The 23,223-nt window shown below is 63.3% G+C and carries 27 protein-coding genes; 9 read left to right on the top strand and 18 right to left on the bottom strand.

Annotated elements, in window-relative coordinates; translation table 11 throughout:
• Positions 1-39: 39 nt before the first annotated feature.
• Positions 40-966 carry a 4-hydroxy-3-methylbut-2-enyl diphosphate reductase gene (gene ispH, locus H8A95_RS07825; RefSeq protein WP_229182650.1) on the bottom strand — a complete coding sequence of 309 codons (927 nt, stop codon included), beginning with the start codon at positions 964-966 and terminating at the stop codon, positions 40-42.
• A 454-nt stretch (positions 967-1,420) separates the two neighbouring features.
• Here ispH and hpnN point away from each other — a divergent pair, with 454 nt between their 5' ends.
• Positions 1,421-4,036 carry a hopanoid transporter HpnN gene (hpnN, locus tag H8A95_RS07820; protein WP_229182649.1) on the top strand — a complete coding sequence of 872 codons (2,616 nt, stop codon included), beginning with the start codon at positions 1,421-1,423 and terminating at the stop codon, positions 4,034-4,036.
• Positions 4,037-4,119: 83 nt separating this feature from the next.
• On the opposite strand, the gene H8A95_RS07815 is transcribed toward hpnN, so the two are convergent.
• Complete coding sequence (locus H8A95_RS07815) at positions 4,120-4,776, bottom strand: DUF2147 domain-containing protein (RefSeq protein ID WP_229182648.1); 657 nt, start codon at positions 4,774-4,776, stop codon at positions 4,120-4,122.
• 102 nt (positions 4,777-4,878) lie between these two features.
• Here H8A95_RS07815 and hpnO point away from each other — a divergent pair, with 102 nt between their 5' ends.
• Positions 4,879-6,270, top strand: a complete 1,392-nt coding sequence (gene hpnO / locus H8A95_RS07810) for an aminobacteriohopanetriol synthase HpnO (protein WP_229182647.1) — start codon at positions 4,879-4,881, stop codon at positions 6,268-6,270.
• Between the two features lie 102 nt (positions 6,271-6,372).
• Here hpnO and H8A95_RS07805 read toward each other — a convergent pair whose 3' ends face one another.
• The 4 genes from H8A95_RS07805 to H8A95_RS07790 form a co-directional block, all read right to left on the bottom strand.
• The gene (locus H8A95_RS07805) at positions 6,373-7,137 is read right to left on the bottom strand and encodes an anti-sigma factor family protein (RefSeq protein ID WP_229182646.1); all 765 of its coding nucleotides are present in this window, start codon (positions 7,135-7,137) and stop codon (positions 6,373-6,375) included.
• Positions 7,134-7,691 (bottom strand): sigma-70 family RNA polymerase sigma factor, encoded by a 558-nt coding sequence (locus tag H8A95_RS07800; RefSeq protein ID WP_229182645.1) that lies wholly within the window; start codon positions 7,689-7,691, stop codon positions 7,134-7,136. Before H8A95_RS07800 ends, H8A95_RS07805 begins: the two co-directional genes overlap by 4 nt.
• A 94-nt stretch (positions 7,692-7,785) precedes the next feature.
• On the bottom strand, positions 7,786-8,109 hold the full coding sequence (locus H8A95_RS07795) for a cupredoxin domain-containing protein (protein ID WP_229182644.1): 324 nt from the start codon (positions 8,107-8,109) through the stop codon (positions 7,786-7,788).
• Positions 8,110-8,133: 24 nt separating this feature from the next.
• Complete coding sequence (locus tag H8A95_RS07790) at positions 8,134-9,093, bottom strand: metallophosphoesterase family protein (protein WP_163163131.1); 960 nt, start codon at positions 9,091-9,093, stop codon at positions 8,134-8,136.
• A gap of 250 nt (positions 9,094-9,343) precedes the next feature.
• Here H8A95_RS07790 and H8A95_RS07785 point away from each other — a divergent pair, with 250 nt between their 5' ends.
• The gene (locus H8A95_RS07785; RefSeq protein WP_229182643.1) at positions 9,344-9,751 is read left to right on the top strand and encodes a GFA family protein; all 408 of its coding nucleotides are present in this window, start codon (positions 9,344-9,346) and stop codon (positions 9,749-9,751) included.
• A 120-nt stretch (positions 9,752-9,871) separates the two neighbouring features.
• Here the strand turns inward: H8A95_RS07785 and H8A95_RS07780 are convergent, their stop codons facing one another.
• The gene (locus H8A95_RS07780) at positions 9,872-10,141 is read right to left on the bottom strand and encodes a hypothetical protein (protein WP_229182642.1); all 270 of its coding nucleotides are present in this window, start codon (positions 10,139-10,141) and stop codon (positions 9,872-9,874) included.
• Positions 10,142-10,300: 159 nt separating this feature from the next.
• Positions 10,301-10,678, bottom strand: coding sequence for a Spy/CpxP family protein refolding chaperone (locus tag H8A95_RS07775; RefSeq protein WP_229182641.1), 378 nt, complete (start codon positions 10,676-10,678; stop codon positions 10,301-10,303).
• Positions 10,679-11,036: 358 nt separating this feature from the next.
• Here H8A95_RS07775 and cax point away from each other — a divergent pair, with 358 nt between their 5' ends.
• Positions 11,037-12,140: a calcium/proton exchanger gene (cax, locus tag H8A95_RS07770; RefSeq protein WP_229182668.1), complete on the top strand. Its 1,104-nt coding sequence runs from the start codon at positions 11,037-11,039 to the stop codon at positions 12,138-12,140.
• 82 nt (positions 12,141-12,222) lie between these two features.
• Here cax and H8A95_RS07765 read toward each other — a convergent pair whose 3' ends face one another.
• The gene (locus H8A95_RS07765) at positions 12,223-12,552 is read right to left on the bottom strand and encodes a hypothetical protein (RefSeq protein ID WP_229182640.1); all 330 of its coding nucleotides are present in this window, start codon (positions 12,550-12,552) and stop codon (positions 12,223-12,225) included.
• 162 nt (positions 12,553-12,714) lie between these two features.
• Positions 12,715-12,948: a hypothetical protein gene (locus H8A95_RS07760; RefSeq protein ID WP_229182639.1), complete on the bottom strand. Its 234-nt coding sequence runs from the start codon at positions 12,946-12,948 to the stop codon at positions 12,715-12,717.
• Between the two features lie 408 nt (positions 12,949-13,356).
• On the opposite strand from H8A95_RS07760, the gene H8A95_RS07755 reads away from it, so the two are divergent.
• Positions 13,357-13,749: a hypothetical protein gene (locus H8A95_RS07755; RefSeq protein ID WP_229182638.1), complete on the top strand. Its 393-nt coding sequence runs from the start codon at positions 13,357-13,359 to the stop codon at positions 13,747-13,749.
• A 131-nt stretch (positions 13,750-13,880) separates the two neighbouring features.
• Positions 13,881-14,075: a hypothetical protein gene (locus tag H8A95_RS07750; protein WP_229182637.1), complete on the top strand. Its 195-nt coding sequence runs from the start codon at positions 13,881-13,883 to the stop codon at positions 14,073-14,075.
• A 45-nt stretch (positions 14,076-14,120) separates the two neighbouring features.
• On the opposite strand, the gene H8A95_RS07745 is transcribed toward H8A95_RS07750, so the two are convergent.
• From H8A95_RS07745 to H8A95_RS07720, 6 genes are all read right to left on the bottom strand, one after another.
• On the bottom strand, positions 14,121-15,023 hold the full coding sequence (locus H8A95_RS07745) for an alpha/beta fold hydrolase (RefSeq protein ID WP_229182636.1): 903 nt from the start codon (positions 15,021-15,023) through the stop codon (positions 14,121-14,123).
• Positions 15,024-15,029: 6 nt separating this feature from the next.
• Positions 15,030-16,649 (bottom strand): GMC family oxidoreductase, encoded by a 1,620-nt coding sequence (locus H8A95_RS07740; RefSeq protein ID WP_229182635.1) that lies wholly within the window; start codon positions 16,647-16,649, stop codon positions 15,030-15,032.
• 198 nt (positions 16,650-16,847) lie between these two features.
• Entirely contained in the window at positions 16,848-17,426 is a 579-nt protein-coding gene (locus tag H8A95_RS07735; RefSeq protein WP_229182634.1) for an MFS transporter, read from the bottom strand.
• Complete coding sequence (locus tag H8A95_RS07730) at positions 17,309-17,695, bottom strand: MFS transporter (protein ID WP_229182633.1); 387 nt, start codon at positions 17,693-17,695, stop codon at positions 17,309-17,311. The genes H8A95_RS07735 and H8A95_RS07730 overlap by 118 nt, the downstream gene beginning before the upstream one ends.
• Positions 17,696-17,928: 233 nt before the next feature.
• Positions 17,929-18,381 carry a MaoC family dehydratase gene (locus H8A95_RS07725; RefSeq protein ID WP_229182632.1) on the bottom strand — a complete coding sequence of 151 codons (453 nt, stop codon included), beginning with the start codon at positions 18,379-18,381 and terminating at the stop codon, positions 17,929-17,931.
• An 11-nt stretch (positions 18,382-18,392) separates the two neighbouring features.
• On the bottom strand, positions 18,393-18,884 hold the full coding sequence (locus H8A95_RS07720) for a MaoC family dehydratase (RefSeq protein WP_028331684.1): 492 nt from the start codon (positions 18,882-18,884) through the stop codon (positions 18,393-18,395).
• 183 nt (positions 18,885-19,067) lie between these two features.
• On the opposite strand from H8A95_RS07720, the gene H8A95_RS07715 reads away from it, so the two are divergent.
• The 3 genes from H8A95_RS07715 (at position 19,068) to H8A95_RS07705 (ending at position 22,046) form a co-directional block, all read left to right on the top strand.
• Positions 19,068-19,838, top strand: coding sequence for an IclR family transcriptional regulator domain-containing protein (locus H8A95_RS07715; RefSeq protein ID WP_229182631.1), 771 nt, complete (start codon positions 19,068-19,070; stop codon positions 19,836-19,838).
• A gap of 143 nt (positions 19,839-19,981) precedes the next feature.
• Positions 19,982-21,319 (top strand): amidohydrolase, encoded by a 1,338-nt coding sequence (locus H8A95_RS07710; RefSeq protein WP_229182630.1) that lies wholly within the window; start codon positions 19,982-19,984, stop codon positions 21,317-21,319.
• A 106-nt stretch (positions 21,320-21,425) separates the two neighbouring features.
• On the top strand, positions 21,426-22,046 hold the full coding sequence (locus tag H8A95_RS07705) for a pyridoxamine 5'-phosphate oxidase family protein (RefSeq protein ID WP_229182629.1): 621 nt from the start codon (positions 21,426-21,428) through the stop codon (positions 22,044-22,046).
• 45 nt (positions 22,047-22,091) lie between these two features.
• Here the strand turns inward: H8A95_RS07705 and H8A95_RS07700 are convergent, their stop codons facing one another.
• Both H8A95_RS07700 and H8A95_RS07695 read right to left on the bottom strand, forming a co-directional pair.
• Positions 22,092-22,517: a hypothetical protein gene (locus H8A95_RS07700; RefSeq protein ID WP_229182628.1), complete on the bottom strand. Its 426-nt coding sequence runs from the start codon at positions 22,515-22,517 to the stop codon at positions 22,092-22,094.
• Between the two features lie 116 nt (positions 22,518-22,633).
• Positions 22,634-23,095 (bottom strand): T6SS immunity protein Tdi1 domain-containing protein, encoded by a 462-nt coding sequence (locus H8A95_RS07695; RefSeq protein WP_229182627.1) that lies wholly within the window; start codon positions 23,093-23,095, stop codon positions 22,634-22,636.
• Between the last annotated feature and the right edge of the window lie 128 nt (positions 23,096-23,223).

The following is a 23,223-nucleotide window of genomic DNA, read 5'->3' as shown; positions in this document are numbered from 1 at the left end:
TTTTCTTTCTGCACTTATTCAAAGGGAAGTGGGTTCAGATCAGCCCGCAGTCAGTTCGGCCGGCAGCCGGAATTCGATATTCTCTTCTCGGCCCGGAACGACCGAGACCGATACCGGTCCGATCCGCCGCAGGGCCTCGATGACATCGTCGACCAGGACTTCAGGTGCCGATGCACCCGCGGTGATGCCGACGGCCTTCGCATCCTTCAGCCAATCCGGGTTGAGCTCGCTCCCATCGGCAATGAGATAACTCGCGACGCCGACCTCGGTGCCGATCTCACGAAGCCTGTTCGAGTTGGAACTGTTGGCGGCCCCCACCACCAAAATGACGTCCACCAGCTTACTTAGGTCCCTTACCGCAGATTGGCGGTTCTGTGTCGCATAGCAGATATCCCTGATGTCCGGGCCTTGAATATCTGTAAATTTTGCCTGAAGGGCCGCGATAATGTCCCTGGTATCGTCCACGGACAGGGTGGTCTGGGTGATATAGGCGACCGGCGTGTCGGTCGGCAGCCTCAGTTCCGCCACATCCTGGACGCTCTGGACCAGGAGAACCGGCCCCGGAACCTGACCCATGGTTCCCTCGACCTCGGGGTGGCCGGCATGCCCGATCAGGATCAGGGCGCGGCCTTTCGAGATATAGCGCTTGCCCTGGTTGTGGACCTTAGTGACGAGTGGGCAGGTGGCGTTGAGCACGGGCAGGTCGCGGGCTTCCGCCTCCTCCTCGACGCTCCTGGCCACGCCATGGGCACTGAACACGGTCACGGCCCTGGCCGGCACTTCCGACAGGTCCTCGACGAAGATCGCGCCCTTCTTCTTCAGGCTTTCGACCACGTATTTGTTGTGCACGATCTCGTGCCGCACATAGACCGGCGGGCCATACTTCGCGAGCGCGCGTTCGACGATCTCGATCGCGCGCACAACGCCCGCGCAAAAGCCGCGCGGCTGGGCAAGAAACACTTCCATCGGACGTCCGTTACGCAAATTGCACCAATCTCATTCCATGCCCTGCGGCCTTTTCGGCAACGCACTCCGCCTGGTCGGACGCTGCAACCTCAGTTGCAATGTCCGCACCATCTCAGGTCCTGCACGTGATCCGCGCCCTCAAGGGCATGGAAATACAGGCTTTTGTGGCAAAAAGGTAGCGTTTCGAAAGATTGCGGGGCAGATGGGGAGGAACGTTTGAGGTAATATAGTATGGGATTGGGATCCCTGCGACCCTCGGTCCCCTCACTTGTTCGTCACTTTATCGCCCACTCCTGCGGTTTATACCGGCCACTCGTGGCCGTTTCCTGTCGTTTGGAACCTCCTCGCCATCCCGTCGAGGAAGATAACCAAAACAACATTAGATCGGTCCCGGGAACTCCGCTACAGAGCGAGCGTTTTCGGCCATGCTTCCCCGAGATTAGAAAGAAACGAAGTGCTGACAAATATTGTCGTCTCCGTTGTTAGGACCTGTACGCGCTTTGCCCTTCCGGTTGTCATTCTCTCTGTGCTGCTGTCGATCGGCGCCGGCTTCTATACGGCCCGCAATTTTTCGATCAACACCGACATCAACAAGCTGATCTCGCCGGATCTGGATTGGCGCAAGCGCGACAACCAGTTCGAGGAAGCCTTTGACCGCGAGCGGCTGATCCTTGCCGTCGTCGAAGGAGCGACGCCGGAGCTGACCAGCTCGGCCGCGAAGGCGCTCACCGCGAAGCTGCAAGCCGACAAGAAGAACTTCGAGGCGATCAGCGCGCTCGGGTCAGGCGAATTCTTCGAGAAGAACGGCCTCTTGTTCCTGCCGACCGAAGAGGTCGGCAAGGTCACCGGCCAGCTCGAATCGGCCGCGCCGCTGATCGAGATCATGGCCGGCGATCCCTCGATTCGCGGACTGACCGGTGCGCTCGAGACCGGCCTTGCCGGCGTCAAGCGCGGACAGGTCAAGCTCGACAACGCCGCGCCGCCCTTCAACCTGATCTCCGAGACCGTCGAGACCGTCCTCGCCAAGGGCAACGCGACCTTCTCCTGGCGTGAACTCACCAGCGACAAGCCGCTGACCGATTCGGACAAGCGCGCCTTCATCGAGATCAAGCCGATCATCGACTATTCGGCGCTGGAGCCGGGCAAGGACGCAACCGATGCGATCCGGCAGGCGGCGGCCGACCTGAAATTCCCGACCGAGTATCACGCGCGCGTCCGCTTGACCGGACCCGTGCCGATCGCCAACGAGGAATACGCCACCGTGCAGGACGGCGCGATCCGCAACGGCATCGGCACCGTGGTGATCGTGCTGATCATCCTCTGGCTGGCGCTGCACTCCGGCAAGATCATCTTCGCGGTGTTCGTGAACCTGTTCATCGGTCTTGCCCTCACCACGGCGGTCGGTCTGATGATGGTCGGATCGCTGAACCTGCTTTCGATCGCCTTCGCGGTGCTGTTCGTTGGTCTCGGCGTCGACTTCGGCATCCAGTTCAGCGTCCGCTACCGCTCCGAGCGCTACAAGAACGACAATCTGACGCTGGCGCTGGAAAACGCCGCGCGCCGCTCGGCGGTGCCGCTGTCGCTCGCGGCGATGGCGACCGCCGCCGGCTTCCTGTGCTTCCTGCCGACCGACTACAAGGGCATCTCCGAACTCGGCAAGATCGCCGGCGCCGGCATGCTGGTGGCCTTCATCACCAGCATCACGGTGCTGCCGGCGCTGCTCGACCTGCTCAATCCGCCCGGCGAGAAGGAGCCGGTCGGCTACGCCTTCCTGGCGCCGCTCGATCACTTCCTCGAAAAGCATCGCGTCCCGATCATCGTCGGCACGATCCTGGTCACGGTCGCGGGCCTACCGCTGCTGCACTACATGAAGTTCGACTTCAACCCGATCAATCTGCGCAACAAGCACGCGGAATCGATCGCGACCTTCCTCGACCTGCGGAAGGATCCGAACACCGGCGCCAACGCCATCAATGTGATGACGCGCTCGGAGGCCGACGCCAAGAAGATCGAGGCCAAGCTCGAGAAGCTGCCGGAAGTGTCGCGGGTGATGTCGCTCGACAGCTTCGTGCCGGACGACCAGCCGGCCAAGCTGAAGCTGATCGCGCAGGCCGCCAAGACGCTCGGCCCCGCGCTCAACCCTGACTCGGTCGATCCGGCGCCGTCGGATCAGGAGAATGTCGAGTCGCTGAAGAGCTCGGTCGACGGCCTGCGCAGGACCGCGGGCGACGCCAAGGGGGCGGGCGCGGTTGCCGCGCGCCGGCTCGCCGACGCTCTGCAGAAGCTGGCCGATTCGAACCAGGCCATCCGCGACAAGGCACAGGACGTCTTCGTCGCGCCGATGAGGATCGTGTTCGATCAGCTCCGCAACACGCTGCAGGCCCAGACCGTCACGCTGCAGAACCTGCCGCCGGAACTGGTCGCGAGCTGGAAGACCAAGGACGGCCTGATGCGTGTCGAGGTCGAGCCGAAGGGCGATCCGAACGATAACGACAATCTGCGCCACTTTGCCGACGCCGTGCTCGCCGCCGAGCCGACCGCGATCGGTGGGCCGGTCTCGATCCTGAAGTCGGGCGATGTCATCGTGAATGCGTTCATCCACGCCGGCATCCTGGCGCTGGTGACGATCGGCCTGCTGCTGTGGCTGACGCTGCGCCGCGTCGTCGACGTGCTGATGACGCTGGTGCCGCTGCTGGTCGCCGGAATCGTCACGCTGGAGATCTGCGTGTTGATCGGGCTGCCGCTCAACTTCGCCAACATCGTCGCGCTGCCGCTGCTGCTCGGCGTCGGCGTGGCGTTCAAGATCTACTATGTCACGGCATGGCGGCAGGGCAGGACGAACCTGCTGCAATCAAGCCTGACGCGGGCGATCTTTTTCAGCGCGCTGACCACGGCGACCGCATTCGGCAGCCTGTGGCTGTCCAGCCATCCCGGCACCGCGAGCATGGGCAAGCTGCTTGCGCTGTCGCTCGTCACCACGCTTGCGGCGGTGTTGCTGTTCCAGCCGGCACTGATGGGCAAGCCGCGCGAGGCTCTCAAGGAGGAAGATATCGCCAACGACGTCACCTGACGCGTCGGCGATCCGATTCCGATCCGGCTTGGCGGCAGGTGCCGCCGAGCCGCGACTGCGGTGTTGCCCCGCCGGCCCGCGCTTTAATGCGTCGGTCGCGCGATGTCCGGGAGCAGGCAGATATCGCCTACGGTGTCAGCCGACGCATTGGCGTTGGCAGGGGCATTGGTTGCCTGCTTTTGGCCCGGCTTGGTGGCAGGTGCCACAGCGCCGGTGGTCTTCTGCGGCGCCGTCGATTTGGGAACGGTGCCCTTCGCTGCCGAGCTGCCTGCGACAGCCGGGTTACCGGCCGTGCTCATCGGAATCGGCGGACCAACGCGGGTCCAGGTTTCGCCGCCGCACAGGAAGCCGAGCACGCAGCCCTGGATCTCGAGCTGATCGGTGCCGACAGGCTTGATGGTCGAGCTGTAGAGCTGGCCGTCCTTCGCGTTGTAGACTTGGCCTTCCCAGGCATCGGCACCGGCCTTCTTCTTCATGTCGATTAGGATCGGCATGCCGAGCGTCGGCCTGCTCTGCTTCGCAGGATCAGGATTGTTCTTATCCTTGCCGCCGGGGGTTTTTTCCCAGGACACCGCACCCCACATGTTGCCATTACACTGGGCGACGCGGATGGTGGCGACACCGTCTGCGACCTTCCAGTCGCCGGTCGGGTCCGCTGCAAGAGCCGGTGATAATACGGTGGCCAAAAATAAACCTGAGAAGGCTATTGTGCGTGCGAAAGTTCTTGGGCAGTGCAACATGGTCCAAACCTGTGCTTAACTCGACGATCCGAGCGGGGGTCAAAACGCCGCTAGCGAGCGTTTTAAGTTGACGAGATGGCCATCAACCGACGTATGTAACGAATGGTAAGTTCCAATTTAGACGTTTCCGAGATATTTGTGGAGCGCGAGGGGCAGCGCGGTGCCATGCACACGCGTCACCTCAACGAGCAGCTCGTTCGCGTCCTCAAGACCATCGGCTATGACGTCGGCTTCCAGAAGGGGCAAGGCCAATACCTCTTCGATCGTCAGGGGGCTCGTTACCTTGATCTATTGAGCGGATTTGGCGTTTTTGCGATTGGCCGCAATCATCCGGACCTGCGCAAGGCGCTGAAGAGCGTGCTCGACGCTGATCTGCCCAATCTGGTGCAGCTCGATGTCTCGACCCTCGCCGGCGTGCTCGCGGAACGGCTTCTGGAATATGTCCCATATCTGGACAAGGTATTTTTCGCCAATTCCGGCGCCGAAACCGTCGAGGCCGCGATCAAGTTCGCGCGCGGCGCGACCGGTCGTCCCGGCATCGTCTATTGCGGGCATTCGTTCCACGGCCTGTCCTACGGCGCGTTGTCGCTGACGGACGATTCGAATTTCCGTAGCGGCTTCGAGCCGCTGCTGCCGGGCTGCACCCCGATACCCTACAACGATCTCGACGCGCTGGAGAAAGCGCTGTCGTCGCGGCAGGTCGGCGCATTCATCGTCGAGCCGATCCAGGGCAAGGGCGTCAACATGCCCACCGACGAGTTCCTGCCCGGCGCGCTGGCGCTGTGCCGCAAATACGGCACGCTGTTCATCGCCGACGAGATCCAGACCGGGATCGGCCGCACCGGAAAATTCCTCGCGATCGAGCACTGGGGCATCGAGCCCGACATGGTGCTGCTCGCAAAGGCGCTCTCCGGCGGTCACGTGCCGATCGGCGCGCTGCTGACGCGCAAGCACATCTTCGACAAGATCTTCAACCAGATGGACCGTGCGGTCGTGCATGGCTCGACCTTCGCCAAGAACGATCTGGCGATGGCCGCCGGCATCGCCACGCTCGACGTCATCAAGGCCGAGAAGCTCGTCGAGAACGCCGCCAAACGCGGCGCCGAGCTCCGCCTGGCGCTGACGCGCATGGTGCCGGGCTATGAACTGATGAAGGAAGTCCGCGGCAAGGGCCTGATGATCGGCGTCGAGTTCGGTCCGCCGAAATCGCTGCGGCTGAAGGCGTCGTGGAATCTGCTGGAGACCGCCAACAAGGGCCTGTTCTGCCAGCTCATCACGGTGCCGCTGTTCAAGGATCACAAGATCCTGACCCAGGTCGCCGGACACGGCCTCCACACCATCAAGCTGCTGCCGCCGCTCATGATCACCGAAGAGGACTGCAGCTGGATCGAAAAGTCGTTCGACGACGTGATCGCCGGCAGCCACAAGGTCCCCGGCGCGATCTGGTCGCTCGGCAAGACGCTGGTCGACAACGCAGTGCGCAAGTCGGCGTAAACACGACCCCGTAGCCCGGATGCAGCGAAGCGAAATCCGGGGTTCTTGACACTCGCGAGACCGTTCCCGGATTACGCTTCGCTCCATCCGGGCTACGCGATTTCACCCCTCCTTGTTCGCGCGCATAGCGCTCTCGAACTTGTCGCCGAACTCGGAGAGCTCGTCGGCGCCGAGATCGCTGACCGCCCAGTAGTTCAGGCCGCGGTCGCTCCAGCGGCGGATGTTGAAGCCCTGCAAGGTCGAGGTCTGCGCCGTCTTCCGTTCAGTGCTCGCGGTCTGCGCCACGAACAGATTGATCACGTGCTGACGCCGCTTGTAGACCACGGCGCCGATCTCGCGGGCGTTGACGTAGTCGAGCCGGCCGCCGATCAGGGTAAAGCCCTGCGCGGTGAGGTCGATCACCGGCGGCGAGACGTCGAGCTTGCCGTTGAACCACGGCTTGACCGTATGCTGATCGGTCGAGACCACATCGATCAGGTGGCCGGCCTGCAGCGAGCGCAGATGCGCCGACACCACCTCGTTCTCGATGCGCTGCTCGTCATCGTTGCGCAGCACGATCGCGACCAGCCCCGTCGCGGCTATCGCCGATACCGCCGAGCCCATCGCAAAGCCGCGCAGCACCGAGCGCCGGGTTGGCGCAGCTTGGGGCTGCGGCAACGCCTTCTCGATCTTGCGGCGCAGCTCGAGCGGCGCCTTGTAGCGCACGTCGCTCTCGGCGATCGCCTGGCGGATCTCCTGATACTCCTTCATGAGAGCGGCACAATGCGCGCAACCCTCGACATGGGCTTCCACTTCGCGCGCATGGCCGGCATCGAGTTCGCCGTCGATCAGCGCGTGGATCAGCACTTCGGCTTCCTCGCAGGTCATTTCACTTGCTCCTGTTCCGCAAGCCAGGCCGATCGCAGCATGGCGCGGGCGCGCGCGAGGCGGGACATCACGGTGCCGACCGGCACGGCAGCGACATCGGCGATCTCGCGGTATGATAGATTCTGGATTTCTCTGAGCACGAAGGTCTCGCGGAACGGCTCGGCGAGCGCCGCGACCAGCTTGCGCACGGTGTCGCCGTCGAAGCGGCGCAGCATCTGCTTTTCTGGGGTCTCCGGGGCTTCATTCCACATCGGGGTCTGATCGCCGCCCTCGGGCAGCTCCTCGACCGCGGTGGGGGCGGTCTTGCGCCGGGCATATTCGGCGCGGCAGACATTGCGCAGGATCGCGAACAGCCAGGGCTTCATCGCGGGTCCGCGGTAGCTGTCGAAATGCTTGTAGGCGCGCAGATAGCATTCCTGCACCGCATCCTCGGCGTCGGCGGCATCGCGCAGCAGATAGCGCGCCAGGGTGTAGGCGTCGTCGAGGTAGGGCAGCGCGGCGTCGCGGAAGCGCCGCGCCTTCTCGGGATCGTCTTGCGACGCGTTGACAACCATCTTGTTCTGCCCGGCATGTCGAGAGACGGCTTGTGCCCGGGCGGGGGCTGTGGGCCACCGACCGGGCATGGTTGTGATTGTATGGGTGGTCACGTTACCCAACCTTGATACTGCCTGTCATGTGCGGATGCAGCGAGCAGAAATACTTGTACTCGCCGGGCTCCGTGAAGGTGAACGAGAAGGTGCCGTCGGTATCCATGGTCTTGGAGCGGAACTTGCCCGCGCACACCACGGTGTGCGGGATGTCGTCGCGGTTGGTCCAGGTCACGGTGGTGCCCACCTTCACGTCGAGCGGGTTCGGCGCGAACGAAAAGTTGTCGATATGGACCGCGATATCTTCGGCGCGGGCCGCCGTGACCGGCAGCAACATGGTCGCGACCACGGCAATACCGAAGTCGCGTCGATTGATCGTACTCATCGGTCTCTTCCTCAGCCCTGTCCGTTAGCCTTGCAGCGGCGTGTCGATGATGGCCAGCGGCTGGCTGTTCTGCTTGAAGTTGATGCTGGCGACGCCGAGCATGCTGCGCAGCTTGGCATCCTCGACCTTCATCGGACCGGGCGAGGGGGCGGCACCCGGCGCCGGCTGCGGGAACGCAGTCGAACGCGCGGTGTGGAAGGTGACGTTGCCCTCGACCTTCTGCATCACCTGGTGGATGTGGCCGTTGAGCACGGTGACCGAGCCGAAGCCCTTGACGTATTCCAGCGCGCGTGCGCCGTCCTCGGTGCCCCAGCCCCATTGCGGATAGACCGTCCACAGCGGGATGTGGGCGAACAGCACGATCGGCGTCGACTTGGAGCGGCCCTTGAGGTCGTTCTCCAGCCATTCGAGCTGCTCGTTGCCGAGATTGCCGAGGCCGCCGCCCTTGAGGTCGACGACGTTAACGAGACCGACGAAGTGCACGCCGCCGGCGTCGAAGGAATAGTAGCCCGGACCCTTGGTGCCCTTGCCGTAACGCTCCTTGTAGAGCTTAACCTCCTCGTCGATGAAATCGTGCTCGCCCGGCACGTAGTGCACGTCGAGCTTGGCCTGTGAGATGATGCGATCGGCGTCGTCGAATTCGGACGCCTTCGACAGATGCGTGATGTCGCCGGTATGGATCATGAAGGACGGCTTGACCTGCATCGCCCGCACCTTGTTGATGGCCTCCTCCAGCGTGCCGATGGCATTCGGGTTGGCCGGCTTGTCGAAGCCGACATGGCTGTCGCTGATCTGCATGAAGGTCATGCCGGGCGCCGCTTCCGCCGCCGCGGCCGAGCCGACGATGCCGAGCGAGTGCGGTATGCCGCCGGTAACGGTCCACAGCACGCCGGTGCCGGCCCAGGTCATGCATTCCAGCACCTTGCGTCGGCTGACGCCTTTTTCCTCGTCGTGGTGGTCGTGATCGTGTCCGTGTCCGCTCATGGCAAGTCTCCCGTGGGCCCAGGGATTGGGTTTCCGGGGAGTTGATCGGCGGGGCCGGGGCTTTATTCCCGGGGTTTTGGAGGGGGTTGAGGGCCGGGATGACGATTTTGTGAGGCCTGAAAGCCGGCTGCATCGTCGGCGGACATAAGAGGCCGCGCGACAGGTGGACGCAACGGCAAGCTGCGGCATTGAAGCGCCGGGGCCCGCAACGCTATCGACCAAGCAAACCACTGATCGGTCGGAGGAAAACATGGCTGACGTCACCGGCGGCTGTCACTGCGGCAAGGTTCGTTACGAGGTGACCGGGGAACCGGTCGTGCATGCGCTGTGTCACTGCACCGATTGCCGGCGCCACGCCGGTGCGCCGATGGTCGGCTGGGTGATGGTCGCAGAAGGCATGGTCAAGGTGACCAGGGGACAGCCCAGCATCTACCAATCCTCGGAGCATGGCCGGCGGCACTTCTGCGCGGATTGCGGCACCGGGCTTTTCTACACCAATGGCAACATGTTGCCCGGGTTCATCGACATTCAGAGCGGCACCTATGACGATCCCGACGCGGTGCCGGCCGTGGTGCATATCCAGGTCGCGGAGCGGCTGCGCTGGATGGAAGCGACGCATGAGCTGCCGACCTTCGACCGCTTTCCGCCATCGACATGACCGGCGGCCGATCAATGCAGCGCTGTTCCGGCAGTGCGAACATGCGCGCCGCAGCACCGAAGCGTCTGCAACATAGATGAACGGCCGCAACAAAGCTGTCTTGCAGCCGTCAGCATAATGTCAGCGCTGCTGCGTAAGAATGATGGACTTCATTCGCCACACCGGGAGATCATCATGAGCGACCACGCAGGCGTTGAGCATCATCACAAGGCAGCTGAGCATCACGAGCACGCGGCGCGGCATCACCGCGAAGCGGCCAAGCACCACGAAGCCGGCGATCACCATAAGGCGGCGCACCACGCCCACAGCGCCCATGGTCACGCCAGCCATGCCCAGCATCACCACACCGAGGCGAGCCGGCATCACGCCGAGCACCACGGCAACCACCAATAAGCGTTCCAGTACTGCGTGAGTGGCTTACGCCGTCCCCGCAGGGGGACGGCGGTTTCTTTTGGCGGGTACGCGTAACGCACGCGCTCGTCGAGCGTCTGATCATTCTCTGGCAATCAGCACGGCGATCTCACATGCGCCGGCAGTAACCGTCTATGCCTATTCGTCCTCGTCTTCCGGACCGCCGCCCTGCTGCTCGATCGCATTTCGCACGCTGCGCATGACGGCGAACGACACGAAAGCCATCCTTCTCTTCTGATCATCGCTCAATGTCTTGAAGAGCGGCTCCCAGGCATCTGCGAGCTTCTTGAGGTCGGTCCCGCGTTGAATGAGCCGGTCTGCCCTGCGCTGCATGAATTCGACCGGATTGCCCTCATGCATTCCGTCCATCGGGTCGTTCTCGTGCAATTCGGCAATCCGCTCCAACCGGGCCTGCCGGTTCTTCGCTCTGGTGCGGATCGCATCCTCGATGGCCGGCCAGTACTTCTCCTGATCGGGGGTGAGTTGCAAGGCGGCTTTGACGATGCCGACGCGCATGTCGGTCAGGCTCTTCAGGTCGGCGGCGCTGGGTGTCGCGACGCCGACAGTCGGGGATGTCTCTGCTGCGAAGGCAAGAGACGAGGTTGTCATCAAAAGTGCAATCGCTGCGGCGGCTGCGTTCCTCGTCATTGCGACCTCCTGAACTACACTTCGTGGACGTCCCGAGAAGAAGACACAGCTGCATCCGTTGCCGGTTGATCCAGGTCAAAGCGCAGCGAGCCGGAGATAGGAACGCGCTTCTGACCGTTCGCAAAATGCCGCGGGACCTTGGTGCCGCCGGGTTGAGCTAGATCAAGCTCGAGCGGCCCATGGGGTTCAGAAATTGCCGTCAGGCTTCCTTCAACCGGGCGGTCCCATGCAACTTTTGCTCAAGGAAATTCGTCACAATCCATTACTCTGGATGCTCGTTTTTGTGCCGATTGTGCTGGTGCTCGAACATGTGGCCCCAACCGCCCACACAGCACTGTTTGTCCTCGCCGTCCTGAGCATCGTGCCGCTGGCTGCCCTTCTCAGCCACGCAACGGAGAGCGTCGCCGAGAAAACCGGCGATGCGGTCGGAGGCTTGCTCAACGCAACCCTGGGAAATCTGACGGAGCTGATCATCGCGATCGCCGCGCTTCATGCCGGAGAATACATGCTGGTCAAGGCATCGATCGCCGGTGCCATCGTCACCAACTCACTCTTCATGCTCGGCGCATCATTCCTGCTCGGCGGCCTCCGCCATCACGTTCAGGAGTACAATAGAGCCGGCGGGAGGATGTACGCCGCGCTGCTGCTGATGGCGACGATTGCGCTGCTTGCACCCGCAGCCGTTGCCGACCTCGACCCGGCGCGAGGCCAGGTCATGGCGCAGACGCTCAGTACCGGCCTCGCGGTGCTGCTGATATGTGCTTATGGACTAGGCTTGCTGTTCTCGCTCAAGACACACAAGGAGTTGTTCGAAAGCGGGGACCATGGCGAGACAGGCGGTGCCGGTTGGCCGATCGGACTGGCCGTAAGCACGCTTCTCGTGGTTACGGTGCTGGTTGCGCTGGTAAGCGAGATATTCGTGAGTTCGGTGCAGAAGGCGGGAGAGACGCTGGGATTGAGCTCGGCGTTCGTCGGCTTCATCATCGTCGCACTGGTCGGCGCTGCGGCGGAAATGGCGGTCGCGTTCTCCGCGGCGCGCAAGAACCGGTTGGACATGAGCGTCAGCATTGCGCTCGGAAGTGCGTCGCAGATCGCCTTGTTTGTCGCGCCGGCACTGGTTCTGCTCAGCTACGTCATCGGTCCGAAGCCAATGGACTTGCAGTTCTGGCCGGGGGCCGTGACGATGGTCATGATCGCCTCCGTGACGTCCTGCTTCGTCACCAACAGCGGAAGGTCGGCATGGTTCATCGGCGCCTTGCTGGTGTTCATCTATGTGATTTTCGCCATGACGCTGTATATGGTGCCGCCGGGATCGCACGGTCCGGTCTGACCAGCAACGCGCTTGCCTGGTCGCGCATGCCTCTCGGGCAATGGGGAGCAAGACGTTATCGTCTTGCCCCGTTGGCATTGGCTTACTGGCAGAGGTGCTGTCGGCCGTCCTCGCCACGAAAATACGTGCCCGGCTGACAGACGAAGCCCTGACCGTTGGAAGGATAGTGATAATAGCCATAGGCGCCGGCGGCCGCCGCGGCTCCCACGGCAGCGGTGCCGTACACGGCTCTGCGTGTCTGGCGACGGGCAACGCCCGCGACACTCACGGGCGTCAAGGGGCGGCCGACCCGCGCTTGCGCGCTCTCGACGGAAATCAAGACGCCGCCCTGTTCCGATCGACCGACGGATAGCAGCGTGGCACACGCGATGATGGTCGCAGTCAACGCGAATGTCCCTGGTTTCGTCTTCATGGCTCTCCTCCAAATCCTGTGGTCCTACCCAGCCTGGTTTGAAAACCATGAAATCGGGGAGCCGTTGATCTGGATCAAGCCTTTCCAGATGCGTCAGGCGGGGAAGGGCGCGAGGGCATTTGCGCTATACGGAGCCGCGTCGCCGCTGCGCATGCGACGACTTCAAAGCGCAAACTCTCCCTGCCTGCTCGTCCAGTCGATGACGTCGACCTGAAGTCCTCGCCTCGACATCTCGTCCTCGAGATTGCCGGCGTGACGCTTCCATTCGGCTGTCGTCCGCACCCGAAACACCGGCGCGTCTCCGCGACCCTCAAATTCATCGTCGGCCTGGAGCGCGCCGCGAACCGCCTCGTGCATCATCTTCAGGCTCGCATCGCTGAATGCGCTGTACTCCATCGGTTCATCTCCCTTGATACGCAAACGGAGGAGGTCACCACAGGTCTCATCATCGCGACCTTGCCGCGCGACGAACGAGCAACCGATCGCGGCTCAATCGAACTGCTATCAATACTGCGGGCAAACCATTTGATTGTATTCATTGTAGTAGCAGTTCTGGTTCCCGTAGTAGCCATAGCTGCCGTAATACGCGCCGGCCGCAGCCGCAGCGCCGGCTGCTGCAGCACCATAACCCCAGCCAGGTCGATAGTAGCCTCCACCATACCCGGGATAGCCTGCGACTGGTCGGCCAGGACGACCTGCAACCGGTCGACCGGGATAGCCTGGACGGCCTGCAATCGGTCGGCCCGGACGGCCAGCGATCGGGTGTGAGGGGCGCGCGCGGCCGGCAGTGCGATATCCTCCGCCGTGGATCCTTCCCGCACCAGCGTGCATTCTACCGGCGCCGGCATGCATGCCTCCGCGATGAAACCCGCCGCCACCGCCGCCACGGAAGCCGCCGCCGCCGCCTCCACGACGGGCATAAGCGTCATCAGGAAGCAGGCAGACGGCAACGAGAACTACAGCTGCCAGAATGGCGAGGATACAACGAAGCATGGCGTGTCCTCCCTAACGGACGAAATTGCGAACGACGAAGCTGCGACAATTTCGGTGCGCGAGATTGACGTAGATCAACGGAACGCAATCGCGCTCAAAATTGCCACTCTGCGGGGGCGCGCGTTCGAACGAAGCGTTGGCTCGTTCCATCAAGCCTGCAGGCACAATCTGCACTTTGCTGCCGGATCAACCTGGCTAGAATGATCTGAAGAGTTCCACGACATTTGGTCTCGCCTCAATCAGGCGAAAGACGCATTTCTTGCCGGGTTTCACCAATTCTTTTGCTTCCTGTAGAGTGCTGCCAAGAGGACGAACGTGCGGAAAGCGGATGTAACGTGCGCGGCTGTGGCGCGGGCTTCCGGCGGTTGGAGCTATGGTCTGAACCTGGCGCCAAGGGTGAGTATCACTGTCCCGTTTGCGACTACTTGCTTGAGGCGTTCGACGGCACCAACTTGATCGCCTATCGGCTGACGATCCAGCCAGTGCGCGCACCGGTCTACCTGGCCAAACCGTTCAACGATCAACGATGACGCGATGATCGGTTGCGATTGGCGCGCAAATGATCAGAACGCGCGCTAGTCCGCGCGCGCAGCAAATGTCCTGAGCGCCGCAACCATCAACTCCGGCGCCTCCTGCGCGACGCAATGACCGACGTTTGCGAACGTCCAGCGGCTCGCATGCGGGATCAGCGCTGCGGCGCGGTCGGCCATCTCCTTGTAGATCGGCCATGACTGTTCGGCGGTCGCGATACGGACCGGGCAGGCGATCTCGGAGAACCATGGGAACGGATTGCCACGGGTGTCGCCGGTGTAGATCTGCTCCATCGCCTGGAAGATCGGTCCCAGCAGCGCCGACTCGATCTCGGGCGTGCAAAGCAGCTGCATGCGGCCGTCGTCCAGCGTTGCAAAGCCATGATGGACATAGGCCCAAAGCGACGGCTCGGTCCACGGCGCGAACGCCGGCGCAGCACGCAATCGGCGGAACAGATCGTCGGCATTGTCGAATTCGGCCCGGCGGCGCAGCACGCCCTGCACCGATCCGTTCGCGATGTCGCTCAAGCCGCCGCTGCGCGGCGCGCGCGGATCCATCGCGGTCGGCTCTGTCACGAACAGCCGCGCGAAGCGGTCCGGCATCAGCTTGGTGGCGAGCATCAGATCGGTCGCACCGGCGCTGTGACCGATGCCGTAGATGTTCCGGAGGTCGAGACGTTCGACCACCATGCAGAGATCGTCGGCGAAATCCTGGAACTGATAGTGCTCGGCCGCCGGCTTGTGGCTCAGGCCATGGCCGCGGCGGTCGAGTGCGTAGACGGTGTAGTCGGCGGCCAGCGCTTCCGCGACCTCGGTCCAGACCTCGGCGACAAAGCCGGTGCCGTGCAGCAGCAGCGCCGGCGGTTTGCCGGATGACGGCTCGCCCCAACGTGCCGCCGCGATCTGCGCGCCGGCATCACCAACGAGAATCCGCCGCGGCTGCGTCATTGGCTGTTATCGCGCATCCTGCAGAATCATCGCCGCGGCCTTCTCGGCGATCATCGCGGTCGGCGTGTTGGTGTTGCCGGAGGTGATGGTCGGCATCACCGAGGCATCCGCGATGCGCAGGCCGTGCAGGCCGTAGAAGCGCAGGCGCTCGTCGACCACGGCCATCGGATCGTTGGCCGTTCCCATCTTGGCGGTGCCGACGGGATGGAAGATCGTGGTGCCGATGTCGCCGGCGGCCTTGGCGAGCGAGGCATCGTCGTCGCCGACGGAGGGGCCGGGCAGGAACTCCTCGGGATGATATTTCTCCAGCGCCTTCTGCTTCATCAGCTTGCGCGTGGTGCGGATCGCATCCGCTGCGACCTGGCGGTCGTCTTCGGTCGAGAGGTAATTCGGCGCGATCGACGGCTTGTCGTCGGGTGCGGTGGAGCGGATGCGCACGGTGCCGCGCGAGGTCGGCTGCAGATTGCAGGCGCTCACGGTGATCGCGGGGAAGCGATGCAGCGGATCGCCGAACTTGTCGAGCGACAGCGGCTGCACATGGAACTGGATGTTGGCGCGCGAGCGCGTCGCATCCGAGCGCGTGAAGATGCCGAGCTGCGACGGTGCCATGGTCAGCGGCCCGCGGCGGCGGAACGCATAGTCGAGGCCCATCAGGCCGCGGCGGACCAGGTTGTAATAGGTCTCGTTCAGCGTGCGCACGCCCGACACCTTGTAGATCGCGCGCTGCTGCAGATGATCCTGCAGATTATGGCCGATGCCCTGCACGTCGGCGACGATGTCGACGCCGAGTGGCGACAGCCATTCGGACGGGCCGATGCCGGAGCGGTGCAGCACCTGCGTGGTTCCGATCGAGCCAGCGCAGAGGATCACCTCGCCCTTGGCGCGCGCCCCCACGGCCTCATTACCCTGGCGGAACAGCACGCCGGCGGCGCGGCCGCTCTCGATGATCAGGCGGTCGACCAGCACGTCGGTTTCGAGCCTGAGATTGCTGCGGTTCAGCACCGGCTTCAGAAAACCGCGCGCCGACGACCAGCGCCGGCCGCGCTTCTGGTTGACGTGGAAGTAGCTGGTGCCCTCGTTGTCGCCGGTGTTGAAATCGGGAATCCGCTTGATGCCCATCTCTTCGGCGGCATCGCCGACCGCATCGAGGATCTGCCACGACAGCCGCGGTGCCTCGATGCGCCAGCCGCCGCCGACACCGTGATGCTCGCTCGGCCCAAGGAAATGATCCTCCAGCCGCTTGAACGCCGGCAGCACGTCGTCGTAGCTCCAGCCGGTGAGGCCGAGCTGCCGCCAGTGATCGTAATCCGCAGCCTGGCCGCGCATCGAGATCATGGCGTTGATCGCCGACGAGCCGCCGATCACCTTGCCGCGCGGATAGGCGAGCGCGCGGCCGTTCAAGCCGGGCTCGGCCTCAGTCTTGAACATCCAGTCCGAGCGCGGATTGCCGATCGCGAACAGATAGCCGACCGGGATGTGAAACCAGATCCAGTTGTCCTTGCCGCCGGCTTCCAGCAGCAGCACGCGGTTCTTCGGATCGGCCGACAGACGGTTGGCCATGATGCAGCCGGCCGTGCCTGCGCCGACGATAATGTAGTCGAAATCACCCTCGAGCCTTCGCGGCATGTCCTCGTTCCCGGCAAGCGTCTTTTGTTGGCTTCCTTCTATAGCGTTTTCGAGCGAAGTGGAGCCCGGTTCGCGTGAAGAAAACGCGTCAATACAAGAAAATAGAACTCGGTTCTGATGAGGTCAGAACCGAGTTCTATCCAGACGCAGCCGGTCGAGACAAGCCCGGCCCGTCGATGCCGGACGTGCGCTGGATGATCAGGGACGGCTCGGTTCGGCCAGTGTGACCTCATGTCTCGCTCGGGGAACGCAGACGATCAGCGTCAACATGCCGACGCCGAGCACGGCACCGACGAGGGCGAGCGGTGCGTAGATGCTCCCGGTTGCGACATTCATCCATCCGATCAGGGCAGGGCACACTGCGCCGCCGAACGAGCCGATGGCGCTGATCAGCGCGATACCGCCCGCCGCAGCGCTGCCGTCCAGCATCGCGTTCGGAATGGTCCAGAACAGCGAGAGAATCGCGAAGATGCCGATCGAGGCGATGGCGAGCAGCGTCACGGTCAGGAGGATGCTGCCCTGCGCGGCCTGCAAGGCGATGAAGCAGGCCGCTGCGACGAGACCGCAGCACACCACGTGCCAGCGCCGTTCCCGCGTGCGATCGGAACTGTAGCCGATCGCGACCATGCCGATCGCCGAGGCGACCGAGATCGCGCCGCTCAGCCAGCCGATCTCGGTGGTAGTCGCCACACCAACACGCTTGAGCAGCGTCGGCGTCCACAACAGGATGGTGTTGAGCGAGCAGAAGAACGCGAAATAACGGTCACAGTGCCCCACAGCACCATGATCCGCAGCAGCGTCTTGCGGACGCCGACCTTGACCAACAGCAGATTGCTCGGCACTTCGAGCGCGACATAGCCGACCGAGAAGATGCCGGCGGCAAGCCCGAACACGGCGTCGTCGATGTTCAGATCGTGCAGGAATTGCAGCTTGGCAAAACCGATGTTGAAGCGATCGATGATCGCAACCGTGTAGCACGCCAGCAGGAACGGGATCAGGCGCCAGGCGATCCGTCCATAGAGCCGCGAATGGGCCGCATCCTGCATCGTAACCTCCAAGTAATTCTTTTGATTTGTTGAGTGGGATGGTGCCGCGACGGCGCTACACTCCCTCGCCCCGTTCTTACGGGGAGAGGGCTGGGGTGAGGGGCTGTCTCCGCGTAGACGGTAACTGGCGAGCTCGCGGAGGCTCCCCCTCACCCGGAACGCATCTGACGATGCGTTCCGACCTCTCCCCGCAGGCGGGGAGAGGTAAGTGGAGCCCGTTCTGCTAATTGCCGCTAGCCCGCCTTCGCGCTTGCCGGAAACTCCAGCATCGCTTCACCGGCCGCGACCGTCTCGCCGCGCTGGTTCTGCACGGCGACGTCGACCAGCACCCAGCGCGAGTTGGCGGTGGTCTGCTTGGCCTTGATGGTGCCGGCGGGGCGGATGGTGTCCCCGGGCTTCACCGGCTTCAGCCAGCGCGTCTCTAATCTCCGATGGATCGCGCCCGCAGGAAGAGCCCAGTCGGTCAGCATGCGCGAGATCAGGCCGAAATTGTTCATGCCGTGCATGATGATGCCGCCGAAATTGGTCTTGCCGAAATCGCCCTTCATGTAGTTGTCGTCGAGATGCAGCGGGTTGTAGTCGAGCGAGGCATCGCAGAACAGGCGGATCGATTCGCGGGAGACGGCGAATGCGGGGCCGTCGATGCTGTCGCCGGCCTTGAGAGCATCGAAATTCGCTGTGGTCATCGTGATCCTCCTTACATCGGACGGATGGTCTGGCCGCGACCCGAGCAGATCACGTCGCCATGCTGGTTGAAGAAGACGTTGTCGTGCACCACGAACAGCCGTTCGCGCTTGATGAACTTGTCGAGCGCGCGGGCCTGCAAGGTGATGGTGTCGCCGGGACGGGCAGGGATGTTGTAGCTCCAGGACTGCCCGGCATTGACGGTGCCCGGCGAGCGCATCCAGTCGTCGGCCGGCGTGCAGGCGAACATCAAGAGGATATGGATCGCGGGCGGCGCGATCAGCCCGCCATAGGGTCCGGCCTTCGCGGCCGCTTCGTCCAGATAGAGCGGATTGGTCTCGCCGACCGCGCGGCAGTACAGCGCGATCGCTTCTTGCGTGAGCTTGTACGGCAGCGTCTTGCGCGGCTCGCCGGGGACGATGTCGTCCCACACCTTGCGCAGCTTCGCGTCCTTCCAGAAATCGGTTTCGAACGGTGTGGCCGCAGAACTTTCCGCTTGCGCCATCGTGCATCCTCCTGTTATGAGTTCGCCAGGCGAACATTTCATTCGCAAGATGAATTGACGCTGGCGCGGTCGGGAGCCCCTGACAAGCGGGCAGTGCCGCGTCATATGCAGGCAGCCATGCGGCCTGCGATGTCGTGAGCAGAACCAGCGTCCCCCGCAAACCGGCGCCATGAGCAAAACGCGATGAGCAAAGAGAGTGACGGCTTCGTGCGCGCGATCGCGCGCGGCTTCTCGATCATCGAGGCGCTGGGCAAGCCGCCGGGACGGCACACGCTGGCGGAGGCGGCCGACACTGCGGGCCTCAATCGCGCCACCGCGCGCCGCATCCTCGCGACCCTGGTGGCGCTGCAATACTGCGCCTCCGACGGACGCTATTTCAGCCTGCGGCCGCGCGCGCTCGGGCTCGGCCTGTCCTATCTCAACGCGCTGCCCTACTGGGCGCATGCGCAACGCGCGCTGGAAAACCTGCGCAACGAGATCGGTGAGTCCTGCGCGATGGCGGTGCTCGACGAGGACGAGATCGTCTATGCGCTACGTCTGCCGGCGCGGCGGATCCTCTCGGCCAATCTCGGTGTCGGCAGCCGGCTGCCCGCGCATCTGGTGTCGCTCGGCCGCGTCATGCTCGCAGCGCTGCCGCCTGGCACCCGTGAAACATATCTCGCGACCGGCGGCTTCAAGCAGGTCACGCCGCGCACGGTCACCGATCCAGAGCGCCTCGGCGAATTGCTAGTGCGGGTCGAGAGCGACGGTTATGCGTGGGTCGACGGCGAGCTCGACCCGGCGATCTGCGGCATTGCGGTGCCGTTGCGCGATCCGGCCGGCGCGGTGGTCGCAGCGCTCAGCGTCAACACCATCTCCGGCACGGTCAGCGAGGCCGGCGCGCGCAAGAAGTTTCTGCTGCCGTTGCGCCGCACCGCACAGGAGATCCGCAGCCAGATGCTGACGACGGGCTAGCCCCGAGATTCGCCATCGTCCGGACACGCTCTGGATAGGTCATTGTTTCGCACCGACTTGCCTGCTTAGATCATGCAGCCGAGCCTTGCCTGGCGATGTAAGGTTGCCCGGGATGCAGTATGAATTTCACTTGGAGCGATGCCATGACCAAGGTTGTTCTGACGCTGCTTGCGTCAGCCGGACTCTGCGCCTCACTGCCGCACCACGCGCATGCTGAACTTGATGTCGTCGCGCTGAAGGGGACAATCGAGAGGTCCGTCGCGACCGACTATCCGAAACTCGACGCGCTCTACAAGGATCTTCACGCCCATCCCGAGATCGCTTTTCAGGAAGAGAAGACCGCGGCTAAGCTGGCTGCCGAAATGCGGGCGCTGGGCTTCGAGGTGACGGAGCACGTCGGCAAGACCGGGCTGGTCGCGATCTACAGGAACGGCGAGGGTCCTGTCGTCATGGTGCGCACCGAGCTCGATGCGCTGCCGATGGAGGAAAAGACCGGCCTTCCCTATGCCAGCCGCGACAAGACGACCTGGCAGGGACGCGAGACCTTCGTGGCCCATAGTTGCGGTCACGACATTCACATGGCGAGCTGGGTCGGGACCGCGAAGACGCTGATCGGCCTGAAGGAGCAGTGGCACGGCACGCTGATGTTCATTGCCCAGCCGGCCGAAGAAATCGTGGCGGGTGCCAGGGCGATGCTGGCGGATGGTCTGTTCACGCGGTTTCCAAAGCCGAGTTTCGGCTTCGCCTTGCACGATGCCCCGTTTGCCTATGGAACGGTGCGCTATCGCGTCGGGATCGGCTCATCCAGCGCCGATGGCCTCTATATCAAATTTCGTGGCCGCGGCGGGCACGGTGCGGTGCCACAGGCGACCATCGACCCCCTGATGATGGCCGCGCGCTTTGTCGTCGATGTCCAGAGCGTGATCAGCCGCGAAAAGGACCCGACCGAATTTGGCGTCGTCAGCATCGGCTCAATTCACGGCGGCACCGCTGGAAACATCATTCCTGACGATGTGGTGCTGTTCGGCACCATCCGGGCTTTCAAGCCTGAGGTGCGTGCCAAGATGCTGGCGGGCATCGAGCGGACGGCAAAGGCGGTCGCCGCGATGTCGAATGCGCCGGAGCCCGAGATAAACCTCGCCGAAGGGACCAAGGCCGTGATCAATGATCCCAACGTGGTCGGCACGGCGGAAAAGGTGCTGAAGGCGGCGTTCGGCGACAAGTTCGCGCCTTCACCGCCGGGCACGCCGAGCGAGGACTATTCGGAGTTCATCAACGCCGGGGTGCCCTCGATGTTCTTCAATATCGGTGTCTACGAGCCGGAGCGTGTCGCCGCGGCCCGCGAAGGCAACGGCCCACCATTGCCGACCAACCACTCGCCCTTGTTCGCGCCGGTGCCGGAGCCGACCATCAAGACCGGTGTCGAGGCCATGACGCTCGCCGTGCTGAGCGTGTTCGACCAGCAGGCGCGGGGGCAATAACCGCCTGCCGGCCGGCGCGCGCAGGAAAATTTCTACTGCCGTTGCGCCGCACGCTCTGGGCGTGCCAAAACTTGCAATCGATTGCCCAACTTGCTGGAGGATTCCCGTGGCAGACCTGCTCCGAGCCCCTTTCTACCACGACGGAATGCGCGAGTTGCAGGACCGTTTCGACGGTCGTCGTGTCGCCGACGGCCTCGAGAAGCATCGCCTCCACTTCGAATTCTGGGAACAGGACCGAAAGCTAATCGAGGAGACACGATTCTTTTTCATTGCGACGAGCTATCAGGACAACGTCGATTGTTCGATGCGTTCCGGCGACCCGGGCTTCGTGAAGATCACCGGGCCCGATACGCTTGAATTTCCCGAGTACGACGGCAACAACATGTACCGCACACTCGGCAATATTCATCGCAACCCGAACATCGGGCTGCTGTTCGTACGCCTCGACGGCAAGACGTTTCGTACCCGCGTCCGCGGCAAGGCAACGATCCACGACGACGCGGAAACGCTTGCCGGGCATCACGGCGCGAAGGTAGTCGTACGCGTGAAATGCGAAATCTTTCCAAACTGCCCGCGCTACGTTCCGGACCTGATGGGCGCTTCAGCGGATGTGCCTGCGAATCCATTCGTTCCACGGGCCGGTTACGAGCCGCCCGCCCCGGAATGGAAGAGCCGGGATTACCTCAAAGAGGTGCTTTCGAAATACGATCCGCATCGGAAAACGTGAGGCATCGCGGACGGCAACAGCATCCGGGGAAGGAGCCAACCGCGATCAAGGCAGCGGCGCCATGTAGGGAATGCTGCCGACCAGCACGAACACCTGAACGGCATTGCACAGCATGCCGCCCCAATGCAGCCGGCGCAGCCGCCGCACCGCGGTCGGATCACCTAGGTCTCTCGCGTCCGCCTCGGCATCGAGCCGGCGCAGAAACCATCGGCGCGCCAGCACTGCGAATGCCGCGATCAAGGCGATGGCAAACGCGACGGCCGGACGGCCCGCTGCGGCAAACGCAAGGGTTCCGATCGTGCCTGCGACCGCCAGTACCAGAAAGTACGCATTGAACATGCCGCGCAGCAGGCGGGTGACAGGCGGGACGTCGAGCTTCACAAGCAGGAACGCCGGCGCCGCCAGCAGGAAGTATCCCATCGGCACCAGCAGGATGATGGTGGAAAACAGGACCGCTTGATCTGGCGTCATGCAGCCGCTCCTGGTTGGAAGGCGAGAGGATTTGCCGCGGAAAACCTGGGGTAGTATCCGTGCGGGATATCTCCCGCACTATTGGGCTTTGGTCGGATGCGATCGCATAGTCCGGGTCAGTCAGTAACAACGATTTTGACGGTAGACCCGTTCGGCAAGTCCTTCGTCTTTGAATACATCATTGCTGTAAAGGCGATCCAATCTCGACACGAGCACATCCACACATTGTCGACCGTGTATTCGCCTCCGAATATGGGAAGCGTCGTAAAGGCGTAGCATTGGGAAGGGCCAAGCATCAGTCCTGCCGAGCAGCACTGATCGACCAGTGGGCGCAGCAGCCAACCATCCGCGTCATCGACGCAACGTTCGCGAAACGCACCCTCGGAAGCGGCGATCCTTGCGATTGAGCCCGCCGATACTTCCAGCATGTGAACCGCTCCTGTGGCGTCCGCCAAAAAAATGTCCGCGAACAGGCTGGCTCCCAGGACGCGGCTCGCGGCAGGCAGGATGTCCGACCAGGCGGCGAGGTCGGCGAGCGTTATTTCAAGAGGAAGGAAGTCTGAGCGGACCTGTTCCATCCCGAGATCATGAATGCCCGGTGGCGCTACGGCAAGTCGGAAGCTCGTTATGCGAGTGGATGTCCAAGCACGGCCCGGCGCATTCTCTCGGTCGCTCTGCATTTGCCGCGCCGTGGGCCCTAGCCAGC

It is taken from the genome of Bradyrhizobium oropedii (assembly GCF_020889685.1).
Lineage (GTDB): Bacteria > Pseudomonadota > Alphaproteobacteria > Rhizobiales > Xanthobacteraceae > Bradyrhizobium > Bradyrhizobium oropedii.
Note: the sequence above shows the minus strand (reverse complement) of the source record. Positions and strands in the feature narration are given on the sequence as shown.

Excerpts from the sequence above, each read along its gene's own strand:
- H8A95_RS07800 (WP_229182645.1), bottom strand. The coding sequence starts at position 7,691 with ATGGTTGTCAACGCGTCGCAAGACGATCCCGAGAAGGCGCGGCGCTTC.
- H8A95_RS07765 (WP_229182640.1), bottom strand. The coding sequence starts at position 12,552 with ATGAAGACGAAACCAGGGACATTCGCGTTGACTGCGACCATCATCGCG.
- H8A95_RS07785 (WP_229182643.1), top strand. The coding sequence starts at position 9,344 with ATGGCTGACGTCACCGGCGGCTGTCACTGCGGCAAGGTTCGTTACGAG.
- H8A95_RS07710 (WP_229182630.1), top strand. The coding sequence starts at position 19,982 with ATGACCAAGGTTGTTCTGACGCTGCTTGCGTCAGCCGGACTCTGCGCC.
- H8A95_RS07795 (WP_229182644.1), bottom strand. The coding sequence starts at position 8,109 with ATGAGTACGATCAATCGACGCGACTTCGGTATTGCCGTGGTCGCGACC.
- H8A95_RS07760 (WP_229182639.1), bottom strand. The coding sequence starts at position 12,948 with ATGGAGTACAGCGCATTCAGCGATGCGAGCCTGAAGATGATGCACGAG.
- H8A95_RS07725 (WP_229182632.1), bottom strand. The coding sequence starts at position 18,381 with ATGACCACAGCGAATTTCGATGCTCTCAAGGCCGGCGACAGCATCGAC.
- hpnO (WP_229182647.1), top strand. The coding sequence starts at position 4,879 with ATGGTAAGTTCCAATTTAGACGTTTCCGAGATATTTGTGGAGCGCGAG.
- H8A95_RS07730 (WP_229182633.1), bottom strand. The coding sequence starts at position 17,695 with ATGCAGGATGCGGCCCATTCGCGGCTCTATGGACGGATCGCCTGGCGC.
- H8A95_RS07695 (WP_229182627.1), bottom strand. The coding sequence starts at position 23,095 with ATGGAACAGGTCCGCTCAGACTTCCTTCCTCTTGAAATAACGCTCGCC.
- H8A95_RS07740 (WP_229182635.1), bottom strand. The coding sequence starts at position 16,649 with ATGCCGCGAAGGCTCGAGGGTGATTTCGACTACATTATCGTCGGCGCA.
- H8A95_RS07715 (WP_229182631.1), top strand. The coding sequence starts at position 19,068 with ATGAGCAAAGAGAGTGACGGCTTCGTGCGCGCGATCGCGCGCGGCTTC.
- H8A95_RS07720 (WP_028331684.1), bottom strand. The coding sequence starts at position 18,884 with ATGGCGCAAGCGGAAAGTTCTGCGGCCACACCGTTCGAAACCGATTTC.
- H8A95_RS07805 (WP_229182646.1), bottom strand. The coding sequence starts at position 7,137 with ATGACCTGCGAGGAAGCCGAAGTGCTGATCCACGCGCTGATCGACGGC.
- H8A95_RS07775 (WP_229182641.1), bottom strand. The coding sequence starts at position 10,678 with ATGCGCGTCGGCATCGTCAAAGCCGCCTTGCAACTCACCCCCGATCAG.
- H8A95_RS07815 (WP_229182648.1), bottom strand. The coding sequence starts at position 4,776 with ATGTTGCACTGCCCAAGAACTTTCGCACGCACAATAGCCTTCTCAGGT.
- ispH (WP_229182650.1), bottom strand. The coding sequence starts at position 966 with ATGGAAGTGTTTCTTGCCCAGCCGCGCGGCTTTTGCGCGGGCGTTGTG.
- H8A95_RS07745 (WP_229182636.1), bottom strand. The coding sequence starts at position 15,023 with ATGACGCAGCCGCGGCGGATTCTCGTTGGTGATGCCGGCGCGCAGATC.
- H8A95_RS07790 (WP_163163131.1), bottom strand. The coding sequence starts at position 9,093 with ATGAGCGGACACGGACACGATCACGACCACCACGACGAGGAAAAAGGC.
- H8A95_RS07700 (WP_229182628.1), bottom strand. The coding sequence starts at position 22,517 with ATGACGCCAGATCAAGCGGTCCTGTTTTCCACCATCATCCTGCTGGTG.
- cax (WP_229182668.1), top strand. The coding sequence starts at position 11,037 with ATGCAACTTTTGCTCAAGGAAATTCGTCACAATCCATTACTCTGGATG.